Origin of the sequence: Kitasatospora sp. NPDC093806 (assembly GCF_040683335.1) — a bacterium.
GTDB lineage: Bacteria > Actinomycetota > Actinomycetes > Streptomycetales > Streptomycetaceae > Kitasatospora.
Genome location: NZ_JBFBDO010000006.1, coordinates 60,169 through 86,328 on the forward strand (window position 1 = coordinate 60,169; position 26,160 = coordinate 86,328).

Genomic DNA, 26,160 nt, shown 5'->3' on the forward strand with positions numbered 1-26,160 from the left:
CACTGGGTGGCGCTCCGACGGGGGACGGGCGGCTCAGGACGCCGCGTGGAGCGCGGGCGGGGCCGTCGGCAGCCCGGCCCGGTGCGCCAGGGCGGCCGCCTCACCGCGCGAGGTCACGCCCAACTTGGCCAGGATGTTGGCGACATGGAACTTCACCGTCGACTCGCTGATGTGCAGGGCCTGGGCGATCTCGCGGTTGCGGCGCCCCCGGGCGAGCTGGTCCAGGACCTCCAACTCCCTTGGCTGGAGCCCCTCCAGCGGATCCGCCGAGCCGACGGCCGCCGCCGCGACGTGCAACGGCAGGTCGACGGTCACCGTCGTCCCCCAACCCGGGACGGCGTCGACCGCCAACCGGCCCGCCAGGGCGGCGATCCGGTCGGCGGTGCGGTGGACGGTGAGCGCGTCGGCGTTCAGCAGACCCGGGCCGTCGTCCCGGACCACCGCCCGCAGCGTGTCGTCGACGAACTGCCAGCTCACGTGCAGTCGCGTCAGACCGTCCTGCTCCAGCATGGCCAGCACGGTGGACCGGACGGCGGCCCGGGCGGTGTGCGCGGTGTCGTTGGGCACCGAACGGTCCCCCTCGGCCGGGGCCAGCAGGTCCAGTCGGACCGGACTGTGCCGCAGCAACGGCCTTACCGCGTCGGCGAGTCGGGCGAACGCGGTGGCGGCCGGCTCCTCGCTCAGCTCGCGGTCCAGGTCGGCGGCGCCGCGCAGTTCCAGCAGCGCCGTCACGGCCAGCTCGGTGGCGTTGCGCCGGGCGGTCGCGTCGTCCAGGGCGGCGGACCGCAGCGGCGCGAGGATCGCCGACAGCGCGGAGGCGTGGGCGCCGCCCAACTCGGCGATCGCACGGGCCCGGGCGCTCGCCGAGGCGCGGGAGACGGCGGCGTGCGCCGGGGCGGCGTCCACGGCCCGGTGGTGGGAGTGCGTGGTCACCAGCTCCCACAGCTGCCGCAGCAGCGCGAGCGGCGCCTCCGGCAGCGGCTCCAGGGGCCCGGCGCTCGCCCGGACCAGCACCAGCAGGGCGCCGTTGCTGCCCGCCGGGGCCGCCGAGACGGCGACCGTCGGACGGGCGCGCCCGGCGAGCACCGCCTCGCCCTGCCAGGCGCGGCCGGGCGGCACGGCCTCGGCGAGCTGGGCCAGTTCCACGCTGGTGATCCGCGCGGACAGCTCGTCGGGGCCGAAGGCGATCGCCGGGGAGAATGTGCAGACCCCGCTGAGCTGGGCCACCGCGATGTGCGGGACGAGGTCGGCGACCACCTCGGAGAGCTTCGACATGATCGCCGGGCGGGGCGCGCGCAGCACCTCGGCGGTACGGGCCAGCGCACCCTCGGGGTGGTCCCAGGACCAGCTGCCGGGTTCGGCGCCGGAGCCGGAGTCCGTGTCCTTCGTGGCGCCGGTGGCGGGTCCGTTGCGCAGCTGTTCGGCCATACCGGTCAGCCTAGTCCGGGCCCGCCCGCCCCGGCCTGGCCGAACGGCCAGGTGGAACCGGCCGAACGGATGGCCGGCCCGGACCGCCGCCCGTACCAGGCTGGAGCCGTTCCGAAGGTCTCAGGAAGAACGGTGGATCCCGTCATGAGTAACAGCAGCAACGGCAAGGGCGTCGACAGCGACGGCTTCCCGACCAAGGCGATCGGCTTCGCCGAGTACGGCACCGTGGACGTCCTGCACCCGATCGAGATCGAGCTGCCCGCGCCGGGCGCCGGCCAGGTGCGGATCGCTGTCCGCGCCGTCGGCGTCAACCCGCTGGACAGCAAGGTGCGTTCCGGCGTGATCGCCGAGCTGTTCCCGGTCACCCTCCCGGCCGTGGTCGGCTACGAGGTGGCGGGCGTGGTGGAGGCGGTCGGTGAGGGCGTCACCGAGTGGCAGCCCGGCGACGAGGTGTTCGGCCTGGTCGAGGGCGGCGGCTACGCGGAGCACGTGCTGGCCGCGGCCGGCAAGCTGGCCCGCAAGCCCGCCGGGCTCGACTGGACGCGGGCCGCCGCGATCCCGGTCGCCGCCGAGACCGCCTGGCGGTCGCTGGACCTGCTGGGTGTCGAACCCGGCCAGACCCTGCTGGTGCACGGTGCGGCGGGCGGCGTCGGAACCCTGCTGCTGCAGTTCGCCCGGGCGCGGGGGATCCGGGTGATCGGCACCGCCAGCGAGGGCAACCACGCGTACCTGCGCGAGCTGGGCGCGGTGCCGGTCGTCTACGGCGACGGGCTGGCCGACCGGGTCCGCGCCGTCGCCCCCGACGGGGTGGACCGGGTGCTGGACGGGGCGGGGACGGACGTCCTGCCGCTCTCCATCGAGCTGGCGGGCGGTGCGGAGCACGTGCTGACCATCGCCGACTGGCAGGGGGCTGCGGAGCACGGGGTCCGGTTCACCGGCGGCAACGAGCCGACCGAGTACCACGGTCCGGCGCTGGCGGGCGCGGTCGCGCTGTTCGAGGAGGGCGGGCTGAGCCTGCCGCTGCACCGGGTCCACCCGCTGGCGGAGGCGGTCGAGGCGCAGCGCGAGAGCGAGCGCGGCCACCTGCGCGGCAAGATCGTCCTCACGGTCGGCTGAACCGGCCGGGGTCGCCCCCTCACCCGCCCGGAGCAGTCCGGCGCCGGACGCGCTCCCGGCCGGGTTTACCGTCCGGCGGCGCACCGTTACAGTCCGGTGCCATGACGGAGACGAGTGCGTCCGGCGGGCGGCTGGCCGGGAAGTCCTGTGTGGTGACCGGAGCCGCGAACGGGATCGGCCGCGCGGTCGCCGAACGCTTCGCCCGCGAGGGCGCGGCGGTCGTGGCCACCGACCTCGACGAGGACGGCCTGCGGCGGCTGGCCGAACGGCTGCCGCAGGCCGTCACCACGGTGGTCGGCGACGTCTCCCGGGACGAGGACGCCCGGCGCATGATCGCCGCCGCCGTCGAACGGCACGGCCGGCTGGACGTCCTGGTGGCCAACGCGGGGGTGATCCCGTTGCTGGAGATCACCGAGGCCGGGGCCGAGGACTGGGACCACGTGATGGCCGTCGACGGCCGGGGCATGTTCCTGACCTGCAAGTACGCCATCGAGGCGATGGCCCCGGGGGCGGGGGCGGGGGCAGGGACGGGGACGGGGGCAGGGGCGGCAGCCGGCGGGGGTGCGGGCGGTGCCATCGTCTGCGTCTCGTCGATCTCGGGCGTCGCCGGGCAGCGCGGCCAGGCCGTCTACGGGCCCGCCAAGTTCGTCGCCTCCGGGCTCACCAAGCACCTCGCGGTGGAGTGGGCCGACCGCGGTATCAGGGTCAACGCCGTCGCTCCCGGCACCATCACCACCGAACGGGTCGCCCGGCTGCGCGACGAACCCGGCGGCCCCGAGTACCTGGCCGCCATCGAGCAGCTCCACCCGATGCGCCGGCTCGGTTCGCCCGCGGAGGTCGCCGCCGCCGTCCTCTTCCTCGCCTCCGACGAGGCCTCGTTCATCACCGGCACCGTTCTCCCGGTCGACGGCGGCTACCTCGCCCAGTGACCGTCGGCCGGCGCCGGCCCTCGTCACCACCGCTGCGGCACCGTCCTCAGCTCGGCGGGCTCCCCGGAGAAGCCGACCTCGCCCCGGTGCAGGACGTGTACGACGGCCGCCCCGGCCAGCGTGGACGGGAGCGTCTGCGCGGTCAGCACCACCGTTCGGCCCTGCGTCGTGGCTGAGGCCAACAGGTGGGCGTGCAGCCGGGCGGCGACGGCCGGGGCCAGTCCGCGGTCCGGTTCGTCGAGCAGGAGGAGGCGTGGGGCTGACGTCAATGCCCGGGCCACGGCGACGAGTTGCTGCTGTCCGCCGGACAGTGTCCCGGCCCGCCGGGGGAGCAGCGCCGTCAGCTCGGGGAACACGGCCAGCGCTTCGCGGGTGCGGCCGGACCCCGGGTGGGGGGAGCGCTGGGCGGCGGCGCCGAGGTCGAGGTGCTCGGCGACGGTGAGCGAGGCGAACACCGCCCGCTCCGCCGGTACCAGTGCCAAGCCGAGCCGCACCCGCTGGTGCACGTCGAGCGCGGTGACGTCCCGCCCCCGCCAGACGACCCGCCCGGCGGACAGTCGCACCAGCCCGGCCAACGCGTGCAGCGCGCTGCTCCGCCCGGCCCCGTTGCGCCCGAGCAGGACGGTGACCTGCCCGGATGGAATTGTCAGGTCTATGCCATGAAGCGCCTCCAGTGGGCCGTACCGCACCCGCGCGGCGGACAGGGCGATCTCGACGGGCATGGGGCGGGCTCCGGGGGAGGGGTGGGGGCGGGGAGGCCGTTGGGAGTTGGGAGTTGGAAATCTGTTATCTGTCAGCTGTTATCTGATATCTGTCAGCTGAAAGTTGTCAGCTGTCATCTGTCACCTCCCGCCCCGCTCCCGCCCTCGCTCCGCCCCGCCCCACGCGCGGGCCACCCGGGGGTCGGACAGGACCGTCGCCGTCGGTCCGGCGGCGACCACCCGGCCGTCGGCCATCGCGTACACGATGTCGGCGAGCTCGGCCACCAGGTCCGGGTCGTGCTCGACCAGCAGCAGCGCCATGCCGTCGCCGGCGAGCCCGCGCAGAACGGTGAGCAGCCGGGCGGTCTGCGCGGCGTCCAGGCCGGCCGCAGGTTCGTCCAGCAGCAGGACGCGCGGTCCGCCGGCCAGCGCCCGGGCCAGCTCGACCAGGCGCAGCACCCCCGTCGGCTGCTCGCCGGCCGGTTCCGCCGCCACGGCCTCCAGCCCGAACAGGCCGAGCGCCCGCGCCGTCCGCTCCGCCGCCCGCTCCCGCGTCACGCCGCCGCCGTTGTCGCGCCTGGAGCGCTGTTCGGCGCCGATCCGGACGTTGTCCGCCACCGAAAGAGTGGGGAAGACGGCGATCTGCTGGAAGGTGCGGGCCAGGCCGAGCCGCACCCGGGCGTGCACGGGCAACCGGGTGACGTCCCGGCCGCCGAGCAGTACCCGGCCGGCGTCCGGGCGGGCGGTGCCGGCCAGGCAGTCGAACAGCGTGCTCTTGCCCGCGCCGTTCGGCCCGATCAGTGCCGTCACCCGCCCCGGCGGCGCGGCCAGGTCGACCCCCGCCACCGCCTGGATCCCCCCGTACCGGCGGACCACGCCCCGGGCCGTCAGTCGGGCGGCGCCGCGCGTCCCGTTCACGGCCCGGCCTCCCCTGGCACGGGCGCGGACGCGGTCCCGTCGCCGCCCCGGCGCGCCGTGATCACCGCCCGCACCCGCCGCCCCGCCGGGGTCAGTCGGCCCGGCGGCAACGCCGGCACCTCGGGCAGCGCAGGCCCCCGGGACGGCACCGAGCCGGTCGGCCACCCCGCCGCCCAGCGCGTCGCCACCCCCGCCAGGCCGCCCGGCAGTCGCCCGATGGCCGCCGCCAGCACCCCGACCGCGACCGCCGACACCCCCGCCACCGTCCCCGCGTCCAGGCCGATCAGCAGGGCCGCCGCCAGCACCGCGCCCAACGCGCTGTCCGCGCCCGCCACCACCACCGCCGCGAACCAGAGCAGCCCGCGCACTGGATCGAAGGTGGCCGCGTCGAACGCCCGCCCGGCCAGCCCCATCAGCCCCCCGCCGAGCGCCGCCAGCGCGGCCCCCACGACGAAGGCGAACAGCTTGAGCCCCGGCACGTTCACCCCCGCCGCGGCCGCCCCCGGTTCGTGGTCGCGCAGCGCGCTCAGCGCCCGCCCCGTCCGGCCCCCGTGCAGGGCCCGCACCACCACCAACCCCAGCCCGAGCAGCAGCAGTTCGGCGACGTAGAAGGCGCGGTCGCCGGCCAGGAACGCCGGCCGCTCCAGGGTGAGCCCGGTGGTCGCGTACGGCTGCTGGAAGACGAACCGGCTCAGGGTCGTGCCGACCGCGAAGGTCACCAGGGCGAGGGCGAGCCCGCGCCGCCGGATCGCGGGCCAGCCGGTCAGCAGCCCGAGCGGCGCGGTCGCGAGCACGGCGAACAACAGCGCGGGCGCGGCGGGCAGCGCCGGCAGGCCGGGGATCCGCCCGGACATCAGCAGCGCCGTCCCGAGCGCCCCCAGCCCCGCGTACCCGGCCTGGCCGAGCGAGATCTGTCCGCCGTACCCCGTCACCACCACGATCGACAGCAGCACCAGGGCCAGCGCCGGGACCAGCAGCGCGCTGCGCAGGTCGTTGCCGCGAAAACCGATCGGCAGCAGGAGCAGCACCAGGCAGACCACCCGCGCCGCCCACGCACCGCCGCGTTCACCGGGCCCGCCGCGCTCACCGGACCCGCCGGGGGCCGGGGGCGGCACCGGCACCGGCACCGGCGGAGCGGCCGTGTCCGCCCCGCCCGTGATCCGGGGCCCGGCCAGCAGCGCGGCGGCCAGCAGCGCCACCACGAACAGGTTCGCCTGCACCGCCTGCACCAGCGGCAGCAGCTGCCCGGTCGGCCGGAGCCGGGTCAGTTCGGCCTGCGCGATCCCCAGGCCGAGCCCGGTCACCACCGCCACCGGGATGCTGCGCAGCCGGGCCGCCACCGCGACCGCCATCGTCTCCATCACCAGCAGCGGCAGCCCGTACGGATCCAGCAGCAGGTACGGCGCGAGCGCGACCCCGACCAGTCCGGCGGTGAACGAGCCGAACGCCCACCCGGCCGCCGACACCCGGTCGGCGTCCACCCCCGCCAGTTCGGCGAGCCGGCGGTCGTCCACCACCGCCCGCAGCCGCAGGCCGAACGGCGTGAACCGGGTGGCCGCACCGACCGTCAGCGCCAGGACGAGGATCGCGGCCAGCTGCGCCACGGTGTCCGGGCGCAGGGTGTGTCCGCCGGCCAGCCCGATCGGTGCCCCGCCGAACGGGGACGGCGCGCCCGCCACCGGCGCGGCGCCCCACACCAGCACCACCACCCCGATGAGCAGCACGAACACCCCGAGCCCGGCCACCATGGTCTCGGCCGGCCCGGCGCCGCGCCGTTGCAGCGGCCGGTACACCAGGGCGTCCAGCACCACCCCGAGGGCGGGCGCCACCACCAGCAGGCAGCACGCGACGGCCGGCCAAACCGGCCAGTGCCGCACCACCACCAGGTCGCGCAGCAGGTACGCGACGAGCATCGCCTGGGCTCCCTGGGCGAGGTTGAGCACGCCGGTGGCGCGGTGGCAGACGACCAGGCCGATGCCGCTGAGCGCGGCGGCACTGCCGACGGTCAGGCCCGCGAGGGCCAGGTCGACGGTGAGGCCGGTCACGTCGGCGGCTGTGGCGGCCAGGGCGGGGACAGGAACGAGCATCGGACGGCCGCTCAGCCGGTCGGCGGGGTCGGGTCGCCCGGACGGGTGGGTCCGTCGGGGATTTCGGGAGCGGGGCCGGAGCCGGGGTCTGAGTCAGGGTCTGAGTCGGGGCCGGAGCCGAGGAGGGGGACGGGACCGGGGTCGCAGAGGCGGCAGGGCACGAGCCCGCGCGCGCGGACGGAGGGCGCGTCGACGGGGGCGGCGGCGGGCTTGCCCCGGACGAGCGGACAGTCCGGCCGGTGGTAGAGCGTGCCCTCGGGCACGGCCAGCAACGGGCCGGGGCCGGTGGGTCCGGGCGGGGCGGGCGGCGGGGCGTCCGGTCCCGGCGGCGCGGGTTCGACCAGCAGGGCGTACAGCTGCTCGATCCGGCGGTCCGTCGCGGTCGCGGACGCGGACGTCACGGCCGTACGCGGCTGTGCGTGGGGGCGGCCGCTCGAACGCAGGGCGACCAGGACGGCCCCCGCCACGATGAGCGCCGCACCCGGGATGGTGGCGGACGCCAGGTACGGGATCTGCTGTTCGGCGAAGCGCTCGCCGGAGACCCCGTACCAGCCCAGCACGCAGAGCACCGCGCCGACCGCGACCAGCGCCCACCCCGGCCACTCGCGGCTGTCCCGGGCCGCCCGCACCGCCCGCGCGGCCCGGGAGGCGGGCCGGCGGGCGGTTCGGGCGTTCTGTTCCCCGGATTGCGATTCGTCCATGGATCCGCCTTGATGGTGTCACTTGCGACGTTTCCAGGAACGGCCTGGAACAGCATCCGGAGACCGGCGGACCGACCCGAGCGGCGCACACCGTCCCGGCAGGCGAGAGGAACACCATGCACGTGTGGCAGAGCGGCACCCGCCGGGACGGCCGCCCGGTCCTGCGGTCGGCGAGCGTGCTGCTCGCGCTGCTGCTGGCGGGCACGGTGGCGGGGTGCAGCAGCAGCAAGTCCGGGTCCACGGCCACCTCCTCGGCGTCGGCGTCGGCCTCGATGTCGGCCTCGGCTCCGGGAACCGTCGGCGCCACCCCGGCCGCCGGAGCCACCGCGCCCGCCGACCCCGCGACGGCCAAGACCGAGATCACCAACAACTGGCAGAAGTTCTTCGACCCCACCACCCCGATCCCCGAGAAGGCCTCGCTGCTCCAGAACGGTGACCTGCTGCTCCCCATCCTCCAGGGCTTCTCCCAGGACCCGCGCGTCGGCCAGGTGCAGGCCAAGGTGACGGACGTGGCGTTCACCTCGCCGACCGAGGCCACCGTCACCTACGAACTCTCGCTCCAGGGCGCCGTGGTCGAGCCGGCCGCGAGCGGTCAGGCGGTGCTCGACAAGGGCACCTGGAAGGTCTCCCGCTCCACCCTCTGCGGTCTGCTGGTCCAGGCCGCCGGAGCCAGCGGCACCCCGATCCCCGGATGCAGCTGACCCCTGCTCAGCGCCCCCGGGCCGCCGACGGAACCACCCGCCGGCGGCCCGGAGCCGTGCCCGTCCCCGTCCCCGCCCACGCCCCCGCCCCCGCCCACGCCCACGCCCACGCGCTGGCCCCGGTCCGGACCCCGGCCCCGGCCCTGAGGCCGGCCCTGGCCCTGATCCTGGCCGTCCTGCTGCTCGCCCTCGTCGGGACGTCCGGCTGCGGCACGCGCCTGCCGGACGGGGCCTTCGGCGCCCGCCCCACCACCTCCGGCGGTGCCGGCAACCCGGCCTCCGACACCGGTGTCACCCCGACCGAGATCCGGCTCGGCCTCGTCACCTCGCTGACCAGTCCGGTCGGCAGCGAGGTGTTCAGCGGACCGCGCTACGGAGCCCAGGCCTTCTTCCAGGCCCTCAACGACCGCGGCGGTCTGCACGGCCGCACCGTCAAGCTCGTCACCTGCGACGACGGCGGCAGCGGCATCGGCAACCAGGACTGCGTGCACCGGCTGATCGACCAGTCGCACGTCTTCGCCTTCGTCTCCGGCAGCGTCCTCGACTACGCCGGCGCGCCCTACGTGAGCGGCAAGGGGGTGCCGGACGTCGGCGGCCAGCCGATCGGCACGGCGTACGACCGGTGGCCGCACCTGTACGGCATCTACGGCAGCGCCGCGCCGCGCGACGGGCACGCGGTCGGCTGGAACGGCACGCTCTACCAGTCCACCGAGGTGTTCCGTTTCTTCAAGGAACGGCTGGGCGCGAGCAGCGCCGCCGTGGTCGCCTACAACCAGGCCGACTCCGCCCGCTACGCCGCGCAGCTGCGGGCCGGCCTGGAGGCCGAGGGCTACCGGGTGCTGACGCAGACGGTGGACTTCGCGCTGCCGAACTTCCAGGCGGTGGCGGCCGCGGTCCGGGCGGACGGTTCGCAGCTGCTGTTCGACGCCATGGACGGCCGGGGCAACGCCGCGCTCTGCCGGTCGCTGGACGAAGCGGGCGCGCACGTCACGGCCAAGGTGACCAACGTGCAGAACTGGTCGGAGACCGTCCGCACCGACTACCGCGCCTCGCCCACCTGCCGCAACGCGCTCTGGGCGACCTCCGCCTCGCTGAACTACGAGGACGTCCGCCACCCGGCGGTGGCCGAGTTCCGCGCGGCGATGGCGCGCTACCTGCCGGACCGGGAGCCGCTGCTGTCGGCCTGGGAACTGGAGGGCTGGGCGGGCGCCCAGTGGCTGACCGACGCGATGGACTCGTGCGGCGCGGACCTCACCCGGGCCTGCGTCGAGCGGTTCATGAACCGGGCGGAGCCGTACGACGCGCACGGGCTGATCCTGCCCGCCGCGTTCACGCCGCGGCCCGCGCCGACCGGGCTCACCCGGGCCTGCCTGGACGCGGCCCGCTGGCAGGACTCCGCCGCGGACGGGCGCGGCGGCTGGGTCACCCAGGTGGAGTCCATGACCACCACCTGCTTCGACGTCCCGCAGCTGCCGTACCGCCCGTGAGGCCGGTGAGCCCCTGTCCCGCGCTCAGCCGAGCCGCTCGACGACGACCATCGCCGCGTCGTCGTCCAGCCGTCCGCCGACGTGCGCGAGCAGGTCGCGGCGCAGGTGGTGCAGCAGGGCGGCCGGAGGTTCGGCGCGGTGGGCGGCGGTCCGTTCGGCGACCCGTTCGGGCAGCGGGTAGAACCGCCGCTCGGTGTCGCGGGCCTCGATCACGCCGTCGGTGTAGATCAGCAGCCGGTCGCCGGGCAGGAAGGGGAACTCCTCCACCACGTACGGCGCCGGGGCCAGCTCGCCGAGGCCGAGCGGTGGCGCGGCGCGGGCGGGTTCGAGCGCGGTGACGCCGTCGGCGTGCAGGAGCAGCGGCGGCGGGTGGCCGCAGTCGACCAGCCGGACCACCGTGCCGTCGTCCGGGATGTCCAGGACGACGGCGGTGATGAACGACTCGCCACTGTCGTCCGGTGCGGGTGCGGGTGCTGGTGCGGCCCGTGCCGCCGCCGCCCCGCGCCGCCGTGGCGGGCGGGGGAGCGTGCGGGCCAGCGGGAGCGGTCGGGGCGGTCGGGCGTCCTGCTGCTCGGCGAGCTGGGCGAGGTCCCAGGCGATGCTGCCGTCGAGGTAGCCGACGAGCTCGGGCAGGTCGGCGTGCAGGTGCGCGGCGGCGCGGAAGGCGCCCAGCAGCAGCGCCGCGTCACCGAGCGAGGAGAGCCCCTTGCCGCGGACGTCGCCGACCAGCAGCCGGGTGCCGGTGGCGGTGCGGGCGGCTGCGTACAGGTCGCCGCCGACCTGGGCCTCCGCCTCGGCGGCCAGGTAGACGGAGGCGAGGTGGAGCGGCCCGATCCGGTCGGGCAGCGGGCGCAGCAGGACGCGTTGGGCCGCCTCGGAGACGGAGCGGACCTGGGCGAGCTCCCGTTCGTGCCGGTCGCGCAGGACGCGCAGGGTGACGATGAGGGCCGAGACGGCGAGCAGGGCGCCGAGCTGGGTCTCGTGGTTGGCGGTGGCGAGGCCGTCGCGCAGGACGCCGATCAGGGTCAGCGCGGCGAGCGCGAGCACGGCGACGACGGTGGTGGCGCGGGCGCCGGCCAGCGAGGCGGTGAGGGCGGGGGCGACGATGAGCAGCGGGCCCAGGTGGATGTCGGGCGGGGCGAGCACGTCGACCACGGTGATCAGGACGATCAGCGCGAGCGGCAGCGCGGTCAGCGCGCGGCGGTCGGGCCGCCAGGAGCGGTGGCGGCGGGTGAGGGGGTGGGGGTCGTGCGGGCGCTGCTCGGGCGGGTGCTGGGCACGGGGACGCGGCCGATGTGGCACCTCTCCTCTGTACACCGTCCGGGTGGTCCGCCGCACCCGGAGGGCCTGCGGGGGCGGGCGGCCAGGGGTGCCCCCGCGGGCCTCAGCCCTCCGCGCCGTAGCGGGCCAGGTAGTCGGCGAACCGGGCGACGTCCTCGTCCGCCCAGCCGGTGAAGCGGGCGGCGAAGGAGAGCCGTCGCTGCTCGTTGGCCTCGCGCAGCAGGGCGAGCCCGGCCTCGGTGGCGAGCAGGATCTGGCCGCGCTGGTCCTCCGGGTCGGTCTCGCGGCGCAGCAGGCCGAGCCGCTCCAGGGCGGTGACCTGGCGGCTCACCGTCGACTTGTCGAGCATGAAGTGCGCGGCGATGTCGGCGGCCCGGCAGCCGCCGCGCTCGGTGATCAGGTCCAGGATGCTGTAGGTGACCAGGGAGAGGTCGGGGTGCAGCTGGGAGGCCTTGTGCCGGGCACGGCGGGCGAAGGCGGTCAGCTCGCGCTGGATGGTGGCGATCGACGATTCGCGGTCGGGCACGGTGACCTACCTCCTCGGGGTCTAATTTCGTTGCACTATACAACGACTTCGGGTGCAGGTGGCGCACCCTCGGACGCGGTCCGGCCGGCCTGCCAGGCGCGCGCGGCCGCGATCCGGCGGGTCGCGCTCGGGTGAGTGGCGAACAGTAGCTCAAGCACCCGGGGCGGGTCGACGTCCGACACGTTGGTCAACGCCAGTCTGCGCTGCATCGCGATGAACTGCTCGGTGTCCGACGTGAGTTCGAGGGCGTGCCGGTCCGCGCGGGTCTCCACCCGGCGGCTCACCGCGCACTGTACCGGGCCCGACAGGGCGCCCAGCAGTGCCGCGCACGCCGCCAGCAGCGGCAGGGAGCGCGGGTCGGCCGCGTCCGCCGCGCCGGCCGCCGACAGCAGCCCGTCCCAGCCGGTCGCCAGGCCCAACAGGGCCACCACGACGGCCGCGCCCACCGCGCCCAGCACTGTGCCGGTCAGCACGTCCCGGTGCTTGACGTGCCCCAGTTCGTGCGCCACCACCAGTTCCACCTCGCGCGGCTCGGCGGTCGACAGCAGCGTGTCGTACGCGACGATCCGCCGCGTCGCGCCCAGGCCCGAGACGTACGCGTTGAGCGCCGTCGTCCGGCGGGAGGCGTCCGCGACCAGGACGTCCCGGACCCGGACGTCGTCCCGTTCGGCGAGGCCAAGCAGGGCCTCGCGCAGCGGGCCCGGCTCCATCGAGGTGAAGCGGTTGAATACCGGCTCGACGAGGAGGGGGTAGAGGAAGGAGAGGGCGGCGGTGAGGAGCGCGGCGGCGGCCGCGGCCGGGAGCCACCAGCGGTCCGGCGACCAGGCGGTCAGCGCGTACAGGCCGGCGGCGGTCGGCAGGGCGAGGGCGAGGGTCAGCGCGAGTCCGCGCAGGGCGTCGACCGCCCAGCCGGCCCAGCCCTGGGTGACCAGGCCGAACCGGGCCCGCACCGACCGGGCGCCCGCCCCGAACGGCAACTGCGCCGCCTGGCCGAGGAGGACCAGCGCGGCGGCCCCGGCGAGCACCTCCGCCGTCCGGGAGCCGCCGAACCAGCCGCCGACCGCCGACACCAGACCCGCCCCGGCGGGCGTCAGGCCGAGCGCGAGCGTCAGGGCCAGGCCGGCCAGCCGGCCGCCCAGGGCCCACGGCAGCTGGGCGCGGCGCAGCGCGCGGCCGCGGGCCCGCTGGGCGGGGGTGAAGTCGGGGGAGCCCTGACCCTGGGTCGGGCTGACAGAATCTGTCATCTGTTATCCGTCATCTGAAATCTGTCAGTCGTCAGCTGTCATCTGTCATCTGTCATCCGTCAGCCGCCGGCTGTCAATCGTCCGTCGCCGTCGGGGGTCCTTCGCCGTTCGCCCGCCAGCATGTCACCCGTCCGCCGGCCCCGTGGCGTCATGGGTCCCCGCCCGGAGCAGTTGGTGGCCGAGGTCGACCAGTGCGCGGCCGACCGCGAAGTCGTCGCCCACCGGCGCCGCCGGGACGTCGCGCGGGTTGCGGCGGGCGAGCGCGTCGCTGTGCAGGACGGTGCCGTCGGCGTCCAGGACGGCGTGCACCCGGGTGGTGTCGTGGTCCTCGACCACGTGCAGGCTCAGCTGCCAGTCCTTGGTGCGGACGGTCACCGCCTCGTCCGTCGCCGTTACGCCCGCCGCTGCAGCCGCCCCGGCCGGCCGGGGCGCCGCCGAGGCGGAGCCGTCCGCCCGGACGATCACCACCGGGCAGGACCCGTGCACCGCGCAGCGCGCGCTCACCGACCCCAGCAGCGTCCGCGCGAAGGTCCCGCGCCCCCGGCTGCCGAGCACCAGCAGGTCCGCCCCCTCGGCCGCCTCCAGCAGCACCTCCGCCGCATGCCCGAGCACCAGGCTCTCCGCGACCTCGACCGGTCGCTCCCGCCCGATCACCTCGTCAACCTCGGCGGTCAGCGTCCGCCGCGCCGCCTGCTCGAACCCGTCGTCCGCCACCGGCGCGTACCACCCGTACAGCGACGGGTACTCCCACGCGGCCACCGCGTGCACCGCCGCCCCGGTCAGCAGCGCCTGGCCGACCGCCCAGCGCAGCGCCGCCTTCGAGGGCGCCGAGCCGTCGATCCCGACCACGATCCGCTGTCCGGCCTCCGCGCTCCCGTTGCCGGCCATGACGCACCACCTGCCATCCGGGCCCGTGCCCTCAGCTGCCACCCCTCCCTCCACGCTTCCACGCTTCCACGCCGCGCGCCCGGACGGGCGGTGCGTCCGGGACGCCGTGGACGGATCGGGTGGACGGTTGGGACGATCGGTCCTGTGGGCTGACCCGGAAAGGATTTCGCACATACCAGCGTGATCATGCATATTGGCATGCAATTGCAAGATAAATCAGCGCTTCAGGCCTGTATCTGCGGCCGGTCGGCGCAATGGCAGAGGGGAGAGGTCATGACGGTCGAGGCATCCGGAACCGGGCCGACGGAGGCGCAGCGCGCCCAGGGGCTGGTCGCGGCGCAGGAGAAGGCGATCGCGCTGTTCGACGAGGTGGCGGCGCGCGGGCTGGTCGCCCCCGGCCGCACCGAGCGCGAGGCCAGCGACCTGATCCGCGACCTCGCCAACGAGATGTTCGGCGACACCCGCCACTGGCACAAGCGCATCATCCGCTCCGGCCCCAACACCCTCGCCCCGTACCGGGACAACCCGCCGGACCGGGTCATCGGCCCCGACGACATCGCCTTCGCCGACTTCGGCCCGATCTTCGAGGAGTACGAGGCCGACTTCGGCCGCACCTACGTCTTCGGCGACGACCCGGAGAAGCACCGGCTGCTCGACGACCTCCCGCGCATCTTCGCCGCCGGGCGCGCCCTGTTCGCCGCCGAACCCGACCTCACCGGCCGCCGGCTGCACGCCGAGGTCGAGCGGTTGGCGGGCGAGGCCGGCTGGGAGATCGGCATCTGGCACGCCGGCCACCTGGTCGGCGAGTTCCCGCACGAGACCAACGACGGGGCCAAGTCCGAGTCGTACATCACGCCGGAGAACGAGAACCCGCTGCGCCGCACCGACCGGGCCGGCCAGGTCTGCCACTGGATCCTGGAGCTCCACCTGGTGGACCGGGAGCGCGGGTTCGGCGGCTTCTACGAGCAGCTGCTCGACCTCGCCTGAGCCCCGAGCCCTGAGCCTGAGGTGTTTCGCCCGCCCGGGAGCCATCCCGAGAGCCGTCCGGGGCGGGCGAACGCCGGGCGACGGGCGGGCGCCGTTTGTGGACGCGTGGCGAAGGGGACGCGGGGGAGTGGCGTAGGCTGACCGACCGCTCCTGTACCGACTCCTGGGGGACCCACATGCGCCGTGCCGCGGCCGCCGTCGCACTGCTGCTCGGCCTGATACCCGTGGCCGCCTGTGGGCCGGACGACCCCGATCCGGCCACCGTCAAGGCCGCCAAGTCCCCCACCGCGTCCGCCGGTGCCGCCGACGCCGCGCAGACCTCCCCGGGCGGTTCCGGCACCCCCGGCGACCCGGCGTCCGGCGACGGCGCCGCGCCCCGTCCCGACGGCAGCATCACCGTCGCCTTCGCCGGGGACGTCCACTTCGAGGGCCGCACCGAGGCCAGGCTCGCCGTGAAGCCGCCGGAGCCGGCGCTCGGTCCGAGCGCCAAGGCGCTCTCCGCCGCGGACCTCGCCGTGCTCAACCTGGAGACCGCGATCACCGAGCGCGGCACCCCCGAGCAGAAGACCTACACCTTCCGGACCTCGCCCAAGGCGCTCACCGCGCTCAAGGACTCCGGCGTCGACGTCGTCTCGCTCGCCAACAACCACGCCGTCGACTTCGGCGCCGACGGCCTCGCCGACACCCTCGCCGCCAAGGAGTCCTCGCCGATCCCGGTCGTCGGGTTCGGCCGCAACTCCCAGGAAGCGTACGCCCCTTACGTCACCACGGTGCGCGGGGTGAAGGTCGCGGTGGTCGCGGCCAGCCAGGTCGAGGACATCACCAACCAGAAGTGGCGGGCCGGCGCGAACAAGCCCGGCATCGCCTCGGCCCTGGACGCCGCCGCGCTGGTCAAGGCGGTCGAGGGGGCGAAGCGGCAGGCGCCGGTCGTGCTGGTCTACCTGCACTGGGGCGACGAGGGCAAGGCCTGCCCGACCAACGCGCAGACCACCATCGCCAAGAAGCTCGCGGCCGCCGGTGCGACGGCCGTGGTCGGCACCCACGCGCACACCATGCTCGGCTCGGGCATGCTCGGCGCCACCTACATCGGCTACGGCTTCGGCAACTTCCTCTGGTACGGGACGTCCAACTACGCCAACTCCAACGAGACCGGCGTCACCACGCTGACCGTGAGCCCGGCGGGGAAGGTGGTCGGCGAGGCCTTCGCCCCGGCGACCATCGACGACAAGGGCGTGCCGATCCCGCAGTCCGGCGCCGCCGCGGCCGCCGCCCTCAAGCGCCGCGACGGCCTCCGCGGCTGCACCGGCCTGTCCCCGGCCCCGGGTTCGGCCTCGGCCCCGGGATCGGCCCCGTCCGCGGCCCAGGCTCCGGCCTCCTCGGCAGCTCCCTCCGCTCCCTCCGCGTCCGCCGCGTCCGCCGCGCGCTGAGGCTGAGCCCGCCACCACCGCCGCGTCGTCGGACCGGCGACGGGGCGTGAGAGGCTCGTGGGGAACGGCGAGCGGTGTGCGGAGGGTACGGGCAGTGGCGGAGTGGACGGTGTACGGCCGGCGGCAGGTGTACGGGTCGCCGTGGGTGGAGCTGTGGCTGGACGACGTGGACATCCCCGGCGTCGGCCGGGTCGACCACCACGTGCTGCGGATGCCCAAGGAGTGCGCCAACGCCGTCGTCACGGACGGGGACGGGCGCTTCCTGCTGCTGTACCGGCACCGGTTCATCACCGGGCGGTGGGGCTGGGAGCTGCCCGCCGGCTGGGTGGAGCCGGGGGAGGAGCCGGTGGTGGCGGCCGCGCGCGAGGTCGAGGAGGAGACCGGGTGGCGGCCCGGGGCGGTGGTGCCGCTCACCGAGTTCGACGCCATGTCCGGGATCTCGACGATGCACTTCCACTCCTTCCACGTCACCGGCGCGACCCGGATCGGCGAGCCGGCCGACCTGAGCGAGTCGAGCCGGGTGGAGTGGCTGACCGAGGACGAGGTGGTGAAGCTGCTGACGGCCGGTGAGGTGGCCGAGGGCGCGTCGCTGGCGGCACTGTCGTACTTCCTCGGCCCGTACCGCCTGGCGGCGCGCGGGAACAGCGGGGGGAATGGCGACGGGAACGGCGACGGGCGCGACGCGCGCTGACCGAGGCCGCGCACGATCTGTGCGCGGCCTCGACGGTCTTGCTGAACTGTGGATCTACGATGGTGACTTGACGGCCGACTGGTCAGCCCTTGTGGTCGGCCTCGCCGTGCTTCCAGTAGCCCTTGCTGTGGACCCGCTCGCGCGGCAGCGACCAGTCGGTGAGCAGGTGGCGGCGGATGGTGGCCACGGCGTTCGCCTCGCCGGCCAGCCAGGCCGTGGTGCCGGCCGGGATGTCGGTGGCGAGCAGGGTCTCGGCCAGCAGGTGGCCCTTCAGTCCGCCGGGGTGGCGGGCCAGCCAGCGGCTGGTGAGGCCGGCGCGGGCGGGCAGCGGCACGGTGGCGCTGGTCTTGCTGATCTCGACGACGAGGGACACCGGGACAGCGGGCGGGAGCTGTTCGAGGATGGTGAGCGCGGCGGGCAGGGCGCTCTCGTCGGCGGCGAGCAGGACGTGCTCGGCGCCGTCGAACTCGGGGCGGCGGCCGCGCGGTCCGGACAGCCGGGCCTGGTCGCCGGGGCGGGCGATGGCGGCCCAGCGGGCGAGCGGACCGTTGCCGTGCAGGACGATGTCGATGTCCACCTCGTGCTCGGCCGGACGGTGGTGGCGGATGGTGTAGGCCCGGGAGTGTCCCTCCGGTATCGCCAACTTGACCCACTGGGTGGGGTGTTCGATGGCGAGTTCGGCCAGCGCGGCACCGCGGAAGGTGAGCCGGGTGAGCGCCGGGGTGAGCGGGGTGACGGCGACGACCTGGGCGTCGTAGGACGGCCGGGGGCGACGGAACATGGCGACTCCTGAACGGGCCCGGAGCTGGACACGGGCCGGTAGGGGTAAGGGAGTTGGGGAGTGAAAGGGCGCCGGAAGGGGCGGCGCTCCGAGGAGGGCGCCGGGACGGGCGCCGGGGAAGGGTGCCGTCAGCGCGGCAGGTGCTGGTCGAGCAGCGCGTCGACGAACGCGGCGTCGAGCGGGCGGCGCAGCACCAGGGCCCGGTGGTAGAGCGGGGCGAGCAGGGCGTCCAGCAGGACGGCGGCCCGGTCGTCGGCGCCGCCCTCCCCGCTTCCGTCTTCTCCGGTTCCGTCTTCCTCGGCCGTGAGTCCGAGGCAGGCGCGGGTGTGCGCGACGTCCCGGGCGCGCAGCTGGTCCAGGAAGGTGCTGTGCAGCAACTCGGCGGTGCGGGCGTCCAGTTGGGCGTGGCCCAGGAGCGCCTGGAGGACCTTGCCGGCCGGGTCCTCGTCGAGGAAGGCGGCGAACCGGTGGATGTAGGCGCGCAGGTCGGCCGGGGTGGCGGGGTGCTCGGCGGGCCAGGCGAGGCCGGGGCCGGAGTCGAGCAGGAGGTTGTCGAAGAGGATGTCCACCTTCGACTTCCACCACCGGTAGATGGTCTGCTTGGCGACCCCGGCGGCGGCGGCGATGCCCTCGATGGTCAGGCCCTCGAAGCCGTGCTCCACCAGGAGGTCGTCGGCGGCGTTCAGCACCGCGAGGCGGGCGGCCTCGCTGCGTCGGCTGCTGCCGCCCCCGCCCGGGCTGCCCGTTCCGGCCGCGCTGCCCGTTCCAGTCGCGCCGAGGCTGCCGGCGGCGGCGGCGTTCGTGCCGGTGCCGGTGCCGGTGGCGGGGCGGGGCTGGGCGGCGATGGTGTTCTGGTCCTTGGATGCGGGGGGACGGCCGGAGGTGTCGGTCCGGGTCATCCTCTCATGCCTCCTCGGCGAGCGGCGCGGCCACCGAACCCGTCGCCCGCGGCCGGCGGACCAGTCCCGCCGCGATGGCGACGGCCAGGAGGGCGACCACGCCGCTGAAGGTGACGCCGGCGGTGCGCAGCCCGGTCGCCTGGATGAGCACGCCGACGCCGATCACCGGCACCGAGAGCATCGAGAACAGCACCGCGAAGAAGGTGGAGATCGCCTCGCCGCGCTGGTGCGGCGGCACGCCGCCGTTGATGACGCCCAGCCCGGTGCCGATGGCGGTCCCGCCGGCGAGGCCGTTGACGCAGGCGCCGAGCAGCAGCGGCGGGAGCGTCCCGGTGAGCAGCGCGAGGGCGATGAGCGCGGCGGCCAGCACCAGTCCGGCGCAGGCCAGCGGCAGGGCGCGGACCGGCGGCAGGACGCGGGCGAGGAGCTGCCCGACGGCGATGGAGAGGAACGCCACGGCCACGACGAGACCGGTGAGCGCGTGGTTGCGCAGGTCGAGCACGGTGGCGAGGAAGAGTCCGCTGACCGCCGTCAGCACACCGGTCACGGCGAAGCCGGCGCCACCGGCGAGCGCGGCGCGCACGAAGGCCGGGCGGATGCCGGGCGGGACGCGCAGCGGCTGGAGGCGCAGCCGGAACTTGTTGGCGGCGCGCACCTCGGCGGGCACCGTCTCGGGGACGGCGAGCAGACCGAGCAGGGCGACGGCGGTGAGCGCGAGCGTCACCGTCCAGGGCAGGCGCAGCGGTGAGCCGGCCCATTCGGCGAGCAGCCCGGCGAGCAGGGTGCCGCCGGCCAGGCCGCCCATGTTGGCGCCGAGGGCCAGGGTCTGGGCGCGCAGCCGGTGTTCGGCCGGGGCGAGGTCGAGCAGGGCGGCGGTGGCGGAGCCGGTCATGAGGGCGGCGCCGAAGCCGGAGAGGACGCGGCCGGCGAGCAGCCAGGGCAGTGAGTCGGCGGCCTCGAACAGTCCGGCGGCGGCCGCGGCGAGCAGCAGCGCGGCCAGCATCACGGGCCGGCGGCCGATCTGGTCGGAGAGCCGGCCGAGGGAGAGCAGGCCGGCGACGACGCCGAGGGCGTAGACGGCGAAGATCACCGTGACCATGAACGACGAGAAGCCGAAGGCGTGTTGGTAGAGCGGGTAGAGCGGGGTCGGCACGGTGGTGCCGGCCATGGTGACCCAGAAGGCGAGGGCGACGGCGGCCGGGGCGAGCGGGCCCGTACGGCCGGGCGCGGTGGAGGACATGGGTGCTCCTCGACGGGAGAGTGGCGCTGAGGTGCGCCTGCGAATGTGGACGCAACGTTGCGTCTCGATACCGTGGACGCTAGCACCGCCTGAAGCTGGACGCAACGTTGCGTCTACTTTCGATTCCGGGCGGCTCCCCGACTGTCGACCCGGCGAGGCCGCTCGGGTTCCGACGTGGCAGACCGTCGGACTCCGACCCGGGAGATCGCCCGGACTCCGGCCCGCCCCCCGACGGCCCTCACGGGCGCAATTGACGACCCCGCAGACGGCCGCGGGCCTTGCGCGACCCCTCGGCGCGTCCGAACAATTGTGTTAGGTTAGCCTTGCCTAATGTCGCTGGTCGGAGGGGATTTTCCTGTGCAGCAGTCCGAACTCGCCGGTGCCGTCGCGATGGTCACCGGTGCCGGGCAGGGCATCGGCGCGGCCGTGACGCGCGCGCTGGTCGCCGCGGGCGCCGTCGTCGCGGCGGTCGACCGGAACCCGGGCCCGCTCGCCGAGCTCGCCGACGGGCTGTCGGGGAAACCGGGGGAGCCGGGCGCCCCGGCCACCGCCGGCCCCGTCCACCCCTACCTGCTGGACGTCTCCGACCCGGCCGCCGTCGAGTCCACCGTCGACCTGATCGAAGGACAGCTCGGGCCGCTCACCATCCTGGTGAACGTCGCGGGAATCCTGCGCGTCGCCCCCGCCGTCGAACTCACTGACCAGGACTGGGCGGACACCTTCGCCGTCAACACCACCGGCGTCTTCCACACCTGTCGGTCGGTCGGCCGCCGGATGGCCGGACGCGGCACCGGCGCCATCGTCACCGTCGGCTCCAACGCCGCCGGCGTGCCCCGCACCGGAATGGCGGCGTACGCGGCCTCCAAGGCGGCGGCCACCATGTTCACCCGCTGCCTCGGCCTGGAACTCGGCCGCTCCGGAGTGCGCTGCAACATCGTCTCGCCCGGCTCCACCGACACCGAGATGCAGCGCGCCCTCTGGCAGGACGACGCCACCGCCGCCGAACAGCGCGTCATCGACGGCGACCCGGCCAGCTACCGGGTCGGCATCCCGCTCGGCCGGATCGCCCAACCCGCCGACATCGCCGAGGCGGTGGCCTTCCTGGTCTCCGACCGGGCCCGCCACATCACCATGCACGACCTCTACGTGGACGGCGGCGCGACCCTGCGCGCCTGACGCCCCGACCCCGTGCCCGCGGGCCCGCAGCGCCCCCGGGGACGTCCGCACCACCGCACCACCGCTTCACCGGGTCTCACCGCCCCACCGCTCCACCGCCCACCGCTTCACCGCCCCACCCGGTGCCGCACCCCCACCGGGGAACGGCACCGCACCACACCACCCGCCGGCCGCCGCGACGAGCAGCGCCCGGCGGCCACTCGCAGACTGGGAGAATCCAGGTGACCACCGTGCACCACGCCCCCGCCGGGACGGACCACACCGTCATCGGCGCGGCCAGCGGGCTGCTGGGCCAGTATCGGGCCGCGCCCGACGAGGCGTTCTTCGCCTCCCCGACCCGCACGCTGCTCGCCGAGGGCGTGCACGCCCGGGTGCCCCAGGACGGGCGCCCGCTGGCCGCCCGGGTCGCCGAGACGCTCGCCCAGGCCCGCCGGGACGGCGTCGAACACCCGCTGGTGGTGGGCGCGGTGGCGTTCGACCACGACAGCCGCGTCGAACTCGCCGTCCCCGCCCGGCTGCGCAGCTGCGGCGCGCTGCGCGACGACCCGCTGATCGCGCTCCCCGCCCCGGCCGCCGACCGGGTCGACTGGGACGTCCGCCCGGTGCCCGCCCCCGAGGCCTACGGCAGCGGCGTCGCCGAGGCCGTCCGCCGGCTCCAGGGCGGCGAGTTGAGCAAGGTGGTGCTCGCCCGCACCCTCCAGCTGACCGCCGACCGGCCGCTCGACCTGCCCGCGATCCTCCAGCGCCTCGCCCGCCGCGACCCCGGCGGCTACACCTTCGCGGTGCCCGCCGGCGGCGACCGCACCCTCATCGGTGCCAGCCCCGAGCTGCTGCTGTCCCGCCGCGGCACCGCCGTCGTCGCCAACCCGCTGGCCGGCTCCGTGCCGCGCAGCGCCGACCTCGGCGAGGACGTCCGCAGAGCCGCCGCGCTGCTCGAATCGCCCAAGGACCTGCACGAGCACGCCGTCGTGGTCGACGCCATCCGCGCCGCGCTCGCGCCGTACTGCCGGACCCTGGACGTGCCGGAGCGGCCCACCCTGGTCCGCACCGCCGCGATGTGGCACCTGGCCACCACCATCACCGCCGAACTGGCCGACCCGGCGGTCTCCGCCCTCGAACTGGCCCTCGCGCTGCACCCCACCCCCGCCGTCTGCGGCAGCCCGACCCCGCTCGCCCGGGAGGCGATACGCGAGATCGAGCCCTTCGACCGCGGCCTGTACGCGGGCATGGTCGGCTGGGGCGACGCGGACGGCGACGGCGAATGGGTGGTCACCCTGCGCTGCGCCGAGGCCGACGAGCGCACCCTGCGGGTGTACGCGGGCGCGGGCGTCGTCGCCGAGTCCCGGCCGGAGGCCGAACTCGCCGAGACCAGCGCCAAGTTCCGCACCTTCCTGGACGCCGCGGGAGTGCCGCGATGAGCAACGTGACGAACGGAGCGGCTGACGCGGTGAATGACGCTGTGGACGAGACCGCCAACGCGACCGCGAACGGCTCGGTGGACGGCCCGATGGCCGAGGTGCTGGCCGGATTCGCCCCGTACCCGGCGGAGTTCGCCGAGCGCTACCGGGCGGCCGGGCACTGGAGCGGCGAGACCTTCGGCGGCATGCTGCGCGAGCGCGCCGCCGCCCACCCCGAGCGGATCGCGATCGTCGACCCGGTCGGCGGGCCCGGCGAGGACCCGACCCGCCGCTGGACGTACGCCGAACTCGACCGCCGGGCCGACCGGATGGCCGCCGGCCTGCATGCCCGGGGCATCCGCCGGGGCGACCGCGTCGTCGTCCAACTCCCCAACGTCGCCGAGTTCTTCGAGGTGGTTTTCGGGCTGTTCCGGATCGGCGCGCTGCCGGTCTTCGCGCTGCCCGCCCACCGGTACACCGAGATCTCCTACTTCTGCTCCTTCACCGGCGCGGTGGCCTACGTGATCCCGGCCGTCGAGGGCGGCTTCGACTACCGCGAACTGGCGAGCCGGGTACGGGCGGAGACGCCGTCGCTCAAGCTGGTCCTGGTGGCCGGCGAGGACGCGGGCGAGCACGTCCGGCTGGCCGACGTCCCCGCCGATGCCCCGGCCGACGAGGCCGGTGCCGGGTGGCCCGAGCCGCAGCCCGGGGACGTCGCGTTCCTCCAGCTGTCCGGCGGCAGCACCGGGGTGCCGAAGCTCATCCCGCGCACCCACGACGACTACATCTACTCGCTGCGCGGCTCGGTCGAGATCTGCGGCCAGGACGAGCGCAGCGTCTACCTGTGCGTCCTGCCCGCCGCGCACAACTTCCCGCTCAGCTCCCCGGGTTCGCTCGGCACGCTGCACGCCGGCGGCCGGGTGGTGCTCTGCCCGCAGCCGAGCCCGGAGACGGCGTTCCCGCTGATCGAGCGCGAGGGCGTGACCATCACCGGCCTGGTGCCGCCGCTGGCGCTGCTCTGGCTGGACGCCGCCGAGCGGCGCCGGACGGCCGGCGAGCCGACCGGGCTGGACTCGCTGGAGGTGCTGCTGGTCGGCGGCGCCAAGTTCAGCGAGGAGGCCGCCCGCCGGGTGCGCCCGGTGCTGGGCTGCACGCTCCAGCAGGTGTTCGGGATGGCCGAGGGCCTGGTCAACTACACCAGGCTGGACGACCCGGAGGAGGTGATCGTCACCACCCAGGGCCGGCCGATCTCCCCGGACGACGAGGTGCGGGTGGTCGACGACGAGGACCGCGACCTGCCCGACGGCACCACCGGCCACCTGCTCACCCGAGGCCCGTACACCATCCGCGGCTACTGGAACGCGCCCGAGCACAACGCCGCCTCCTTCACCGCGGACGGCTTCTACCGCACCGGCGACCTGGTCCGGCGGACCGCCACCGGCCACCTGGTGGTCGAGGGCCGGGCCAAGGACCAGATCAACCGGGGCGGCGAGAAGGTCGCCGCCGAGGAGATCGAGAACCACCTGCTGGCCCACCCGGCCGTGCACGACGCGGCCGTGGTGTCGATGCCCGACCCGTACCTCGGCGAGCGCACCTGCGCCTACGTCGTGCTGCGCGAGGAGGACCGCCGGCAGCCGCCGAAGTCCGTGGAGCTGAAGCGCTTCGTGCGCCAGCGCGGACTGGCCGACTTCAAGGTGCCGGACCGGATCGAGTTCGTCGACGCCTTCCCGGCCACCGGCATCGGCAAGGTCAGCAAGAAGGACCTGCGCGCCGCCATCGCCGCGAGCCTTATCACCCCCTCCTGAACCTCCCGCACCCCCCGCGTACCCCCCCGCACCTCCCGAGATCGAAGGAAGCACCGCCGTGGGCCTGCCCCGCATCCCCTCCTACCCGATGCCCGTCGCCGCCGAGCTGCCGGCCAACCGGGTCGACTGGACGGTCGACCCGTCCCGGGCCGTGCTGCTGGTGCACGACCTGCAGAACCACTTCCTGAACGCCTTCGACACGGCGGCCGCGCCGGTCACCGAACTGTTCGCCAACATCAACCGGTTGCGCGCACTGGCCGGCGAACTCGGCATCCCCGTCGTCTACTCGGCGCAGCCCGGCGGCCAGACCGCCGAACAGCGCGGTCTCCAGCAGGACTTCTGGGGCCCGGGCATCCCGGACGACCCGCGGGCGGCGGCGATCGCCGACGCGGTCGCCCCGGCCGAGGGCGACGTCCTGCTCACCAAGTGGAAGTACAGCGCGTTCGTCCGCACCGACCTGGACGAACTGCTGCGCGAGCAGGGCCGCGACCAGCTGGTGATCACCGGCGTCTACGCCCACATCGGCGTGCAGGCGACCGCCTGCGACGCCTGGATGCGGGACGTCCAGGCCTTCGTGGTGGCCGACGCGGTCGCCGACTTCGGCGCGGACGAGCACCGCGCCGCACTCACCTGGGTGGCCGGGCGCTGCGGCGTGGTCACCACCACCGACGCCGTACTGGAAGGGAAGTGACGGGCATGGCCTTCACCGTGGAGCGGATCCGGGCCGAGGTCGCCGACCTGCTCGGCGAGGACCCGGCGGACATCCCGCTGGACGAGAACCTGGCGGACTGGGGGCTGGACTCGGTGCGGCTGATGGCGCTGGCCGAGCGCTGGCGCTCCGAGGGCGCCGAGGTGGCCTTTCTCCAGCTGGCCGAGCGCCCGGCCGTCGAGGCCTGGGCCGAGCTGCTCGGCGCGTCCTGATGGAGCCCGGCACGGCGGGTGGCTCCGAGGCCGCGACGAGGTGGCCGGCGACCACGGTGATCGGTCCGTTCGAGGCGCAGGCCGCCCGGACCCCGGATGCCCCGGCGCTGCTGCCGGCCGGCGCCCCGGCGGTCGGTTACGGCGAGTTGAACGCGGCGGCCAACCGGCTGGCGCGCTTCCTGGCGGACCGCGGCGCCCGCCCCGGCACGGTCGTCGGCCTTGCACTCACCCGCCCGGCCGACCTCCTGCCGGCGCTGCTGGCGGTGGCGAAGTCGGGGGCGGCGTACCTGCCGTTGGACCCGGACGACGCGCCCGGCCGGCTCGGCTGGCTGCTGGCGGACGCGGCCCCGGTCTTCGTGCTGGGGGAGGGGGTGCCGGGGGCGGAACGGCCGTCGGAGGCCGAGCTGGCCGACCGGGTGGCCACCGACCCGCCGCGCGCGCTCACCCCGCAGCACCCGCTCTGCCGGGTGTACGGGCCGGGCGGTCGGCCGGCCGGGGTGTCCACCTCGCACGCCGAGGTGGACCGCCGGGTGCGCGAGCTGCAGGCCGCGTACCGGCTGGGCCCGGGCGACCGGGTGCTCCAACTGGGGCTGCCGCTGTGGGAGTTCCTCTGGCCGCTGCGGACCGGGGCGGCGCTGGTGCTGGCCGATCCGGACCGCCCGGGCGAGGTGGGGGACCTGGTCCGCGACGCCGGGGTGACCGCCCTGCGGGCGGCGCCGGCGGTGTTCGGGGAGCTGCTGCCCGAGCCGGGGCCGGTGCACCTGGCGCCGACGCGCGGCTGACGGGGGCGGCTGACGAATGACAGCTGACGGATAACAGATGACGGCTG

Annotated in this window: 25 protein-coding genes; 13 read left to right on the top strand and 12 right to left on the bottom strand. The window is 75.4% G+C overall.

Annotation, left to right across the window (positions count from 1 at the left end; translation table 11 throughout):
• Positions 1 to 33: 33 nt before the first annotated feature.
• A complete protein-coding gene (locus AB0N76_RS06270; RefSeq protein ID WP_363553700.1) occupies positions 34 to 1,428 on the bottom strand; it encodes a LuxR C-terminal-related transcriptional regulator in 1,395 nt (464 codons plus the stop codon).
• 144 nt (positions 1,429 to 1,572) lie between these two features.
• Between AB0N76_RS06270 and AB0N76_RS06275 the strand changes: the two genes are divergently transcribed.
• Together AB0N76_RS06275 and AB0N76_RS06280 are read left to right on the top strand one after the other, a co-directional pair.
• Positions 1,573 to 2,544 (top strand): NADP-dependent oxidoreductase, encoded by a 972-nt coding sequence (locus AB0N76_RS06275; protein ID WP_363553702.1) that lies wholly within the window; start codon positions 1,573 to 1,575, stop codon positions 2,542 to 2,544.
• A gap of 101 nt (positions 2,545 to 2,645) precedes the next feature.
• Positions 2,646 to 3,473 carry an SDR family NAD(P)-dependent oxidoreductase gene (locus AB0N76_RS06280; protein ID WP_363553704.1) on the top strand — a complete coding sequence of 276 codons (828 nt, stop codon included), beginning with the start codon at positions 2,646 to 2,648 and terminating at the stop codon, positions 3,471 to 3,473.
• Between the two features lie 23 nt (positions 3,474 to 3,496).
• Here AB0N76_RS06280 and AB0N76_RS06285 read toward each other — a convergent pair whose 3' ends face one another.
• From AB0N76_RS06285 to AB0N76_RS06300, 4 genes are all read right to left on the bottom strand, one after another.
• On the bottom strand, positions 3,497 to 4,195 hold the full coding sequence (locus AB0N76_RS06285) for an ATP-binding cassette domain-containing protein (RefSeq protein ID WP_363553706.1): 699 nt from the start codon (positions 4,193 to 4,195) through the stop codon (positions 3,497 to 3,499).
• Positions 4,196 to 4,315: 120 nt separating this feature from the next.
• The gene (locus tag AB0N76_RS06290; protein ID WP_363553707.1) at positions 4,316 to 5,092 is read right to left on the bottom strand and encodes an ABC transporter ATP-binding protein; all 777 of its coding nucleotides are present in this window, start codon (positions 5,090 to 5,092) and stop codon (positions 4,316 to 4,318) included.
• Positions 5,089 to 7,179, bottom strand: coding sequence for an ABC transporter permease (locus tag AB0N76_RS06295; protein WP_363553709.1), 2,091 nt, complete (start codon positions 7,177 to 7,179; stop codon positions 5,089 to 5,091). Before AB0N76_RS06295 ends, AB0N76_RS06290 begins: the two co-directional genes overlap by 4 nt.
• A gap of 11 nt (positions 7,180 to 7,190) precedes the next feature.
• Positions 7,191 to 7,880 carry a hypothetical protein gene (locus AB0N76_RS06300; RefSeq protein WP_363553711.1) on the bottom strand — a complete coding sequence of 230 codons (690 nt, stop codon included), beginning with the start codon at positions 7,878 to 7,880 and terminating at the stop codon, positions 7,191 to 7,193.
• 116 nt (positions 7,881 to 7,996) lie between these two features.
• Between AB0N76_RS06300 and AB0N76_RS06305 the strand changes: the two genes are divergently transcribed.
• On the top strand, positions 7,997 to 8,581 hold the full coding sequence (locus tag AB0N76_RS06305) for a hypothetical protein (RefSeq protein ID WP_363553713.1): 585 nt from the start codon (positions 7,997 to 7,999) through the stop codon (positions 8,579 to 8,581).
• On the top strand, positions 8,572 to 10,068 hold the full coding sequence (locus tag AB0N76_RS06310; protein ID WP_363553715.1) for an ABC transporter substrate-binding protein: 1,497 nt from the start codon (positions 8,572 to 8,574) through the stop codon (positions 10,066 to 10,068). The genes AB0N76_RS06305 and AB0N76_RS06310 overlap by 10 nt, the downstream gene beginning before the upstream one ends.
• 24 nt (positions 10,069 to 10,092) lie before the next feature.
• Here AB0N76_RS06310 and AB0N76_RS06315 read toward each other — a convergent pair whose 3' ends face one another.
• From AB0N76_RS06315 to AB0N76_RS06330, 4 genes are all read right to left on the bottom strand, one after another.
• Positions 10,093 to 11,262, bottom strand: coding sequence for a PP2C family protein-serine/threonine phosphatase (locus AB0N76_RS06315; RefSeq protein ID WP_363553823.1), 1,170 nt, complete (start codon positions 11,260 to 11,262; stop codon positions 10,093 to 10,095).
• Positions 11,263 to 11,452: 190 nt separating this feature from the next.
• Entirely contained in the window at positions 11,453 to 11,875 is a 423-nt protein-coding gene (locus tag AB0N76_RS06320) for a MarR family transcriptional regulator (RefSeq protein ID WP_363553717.1), read from the bottom strand.
• Between the two features lie 35 nt (positions 11,876 to 11,910).
• Positions 11,911 to 13,119 carry a M48 family metalloprotease gene (locus tag AB0N76_RS06325; RefSeq protein ID WP_363553719.1) on the bottom strand — a complete coding sequence of 403 codons (1,209 nt, stop codon included), beginning with the start codon at positions 13,117 to 13,119 and terminating at the stop codon, positions 11,911 to 11,913.
• Between the two features lie 123 nt (positions 13,120 to 13,242).
• Positions 13,243 to 14,007: a universal stress protein gene (locus AB0N76_RS06330; RefSeq protein ID WP_363553721.1), complete on the bottom strand. Its 765-nt coding sequence runs from the start codon at positions 14,005 to 14,007 to the stop codon at positions 13,243 to 13,245.
• A gap of 273 nt (positions 14,008 to 14,280) precedes the next feature.
• Between AB0N76_RS06330 and AB0N76_RS06335 the strand changes: the two genes are divergently transcribed.
• From AB0N76_RS06335 to AB0N76_RS06345, 3 genes are all read left to right on the top strand, one after another.
• Positions 14,281 to 14,994: a M24 family metallopeptidase gene (locus AB0N76_RS06335; RefSeq protein WP_363553723.1), complete on the top strand. Its 714-nt coding sequence runs from the start codon at positions 14,281 to 14,283 to the stop codon at positions 14,992 to 14,994.
• 176 nt (positions 14,995 to 15,170) lie between these two features.
• Complete coding sequence (locus AB0N76_RS06340; protein ID WP_363553725.1) at positions 15,171 to 16,421, top strand: CapA family protein; 1,251 nt, start codon at positions 15,171 to 15,173, stop codon at positions 16,419 to 16,421.
• A gap of 94 nt (positions 16,422 to 16,515) precedes the next feature.
• Positions 16,516 to 17,112 (top strand): NUDIX hydrolase, encoded by a 597-nt coding sequence (locus AB0N76_RS06345; RefSeq protein ID WP_363553727.1) that lies wholly within the window; start codon positions 16,516 to 16,518, stop codon positions 17,110 to 17,112.
• An 82-nt stretch (positions 17,113 to 17,194) separates the two neighbouring features.
• Here AB0N76_RS06345 and AB0N76_RS06350 read toward each other — a convergent pair whose 3' ends face one another.
• The 3 genes from AB0N76_RS06350 to AB0N76_RS06360 all read right to left on the bottom strand — a co-directional run bounded on the left by AB0N76_RS06350 (position 17,195) and on the right by AB0N76_RS06360 (position 20,032).
• Positions 17,195 to 17,893: a siderophore-interacting protein gene (locus AB0N76_RS06350; RefSeq protein WP_363553729.1), complete on the bottom strand. Its 699-nt coding sequence runs from the start codon at positions 17,891 to 17,893 to the stop codon at positions 17,195 to 17,197.
• Positions 17,894 to 18,021: 128 nt separating this feature from the next.
• Positions 18,022 to 18,792, bottom strand: coding sequence for a TetR/AcrR family transcriptional regulator (locus AB0N76_RS06355; RefSeq protein ID WP_363553731.1), 771 nt, complete (start codon positions 18,790 to 18,792; stop codon positions 18,022 to 18,024).
• 4 nt (positions 18,793 to 18,796) lie between these two features.
• Positions 18,797 to 20,032: an MFS transporter gene (locus AB0N76_RS06360; protein ID WP_363553733.1), complete on the bottom strand. Its 1,236-nt coding sequence runs from the start codon at positions 20,030 to 20,032 to the stop codon at positions 18,797 to 18,799.
• A 330-nt stretch (positions 20,033 to 20,362) separates the two neighbouring features.
• Here AB0N76_RS06360 and AB0N76_RS06365 point away from each other — a divergent pair, with 330 nt between their 5' ends.
• The 6 genes from AB0N76_RS06365 (at position 20,363) to AB0N76_RS06390 (ending at position 26,113) form a co-directional block, all read left to right on the top strand.
• Entirely contained in the window at positions 20,363 to 21,208 is an 846-nt protein-coding gene (locus AB0N76_RS06365) for a 2,3-dihydro-2,3-dihydroxybenzoate dehydrogenase (RefSeq protein ID WP_363553735.1), read from the top strand.
• Between the two features lie 215 nt (positions 21,209 to 21,423).
• Complete coding sequence (gene dhbC / locus AB0N76_RS06370) at positions 21,424 to 22,626, top strand: isochorismate synthase DhbC (RefSeq protein ID WP_363553825.1); 1,203 nt, start codon at positions 21,424 to 21,426, stop codon at positions 22,624 to 22,626.
• An 89-nt stretch (positions 22,627 to 22,715) separates the two neighbouring features.
• A complete protein-coding gene (locus AB0N76_RS06375; RefSeq protein ID WP_363553827.1) occupies positions 22,716 to 24,410 on the top strand; it encodes a (2,3-dihydroxybenzoyl)adenylate synthase in 1,695 nt (564 codons plus the stop codon).
• Between the two features lie 58 nt (positions 24,411 to 24,468).
• On the top strand, positions 24,469 to 25,101 hold the full coding sequence (locus AB0N76_RS06380; RefSeq protein WP_363553737.1) for an isochorismatase family protein: 633 nt from the start codon (positions 24,469 to 24,471) through the stop codon (positions 25,099 to 25,101).
• 5 nt (positions 25,102 to 25,106) lie between these two features.
• A complete protein-coding gene (locus AB0N76_RS06385; protein WP_363553739.1) occupies positions 25,107 to 25,331 on the top strand; it encodes a phosphopantetheine-binding protein in 225 nt (74 codons plus the stop codon).
• A gap of 56 nt (positions 25,332 to 25,387) precedes the next feature.
• Complete coding sequence (locus tag AB0N76_RS06390; RefSeq protein WP_363553741.1) at positions 25,388 to 26,113, top strand: AMP-binding protein; 726 nt, start codon at positions 25,388 to 25,390, stop codon at positions 26,111 to 26,113.
• The last annotated feature ends 47 nt before the right edge of the window (positions 26,114 to 26,160 follow it).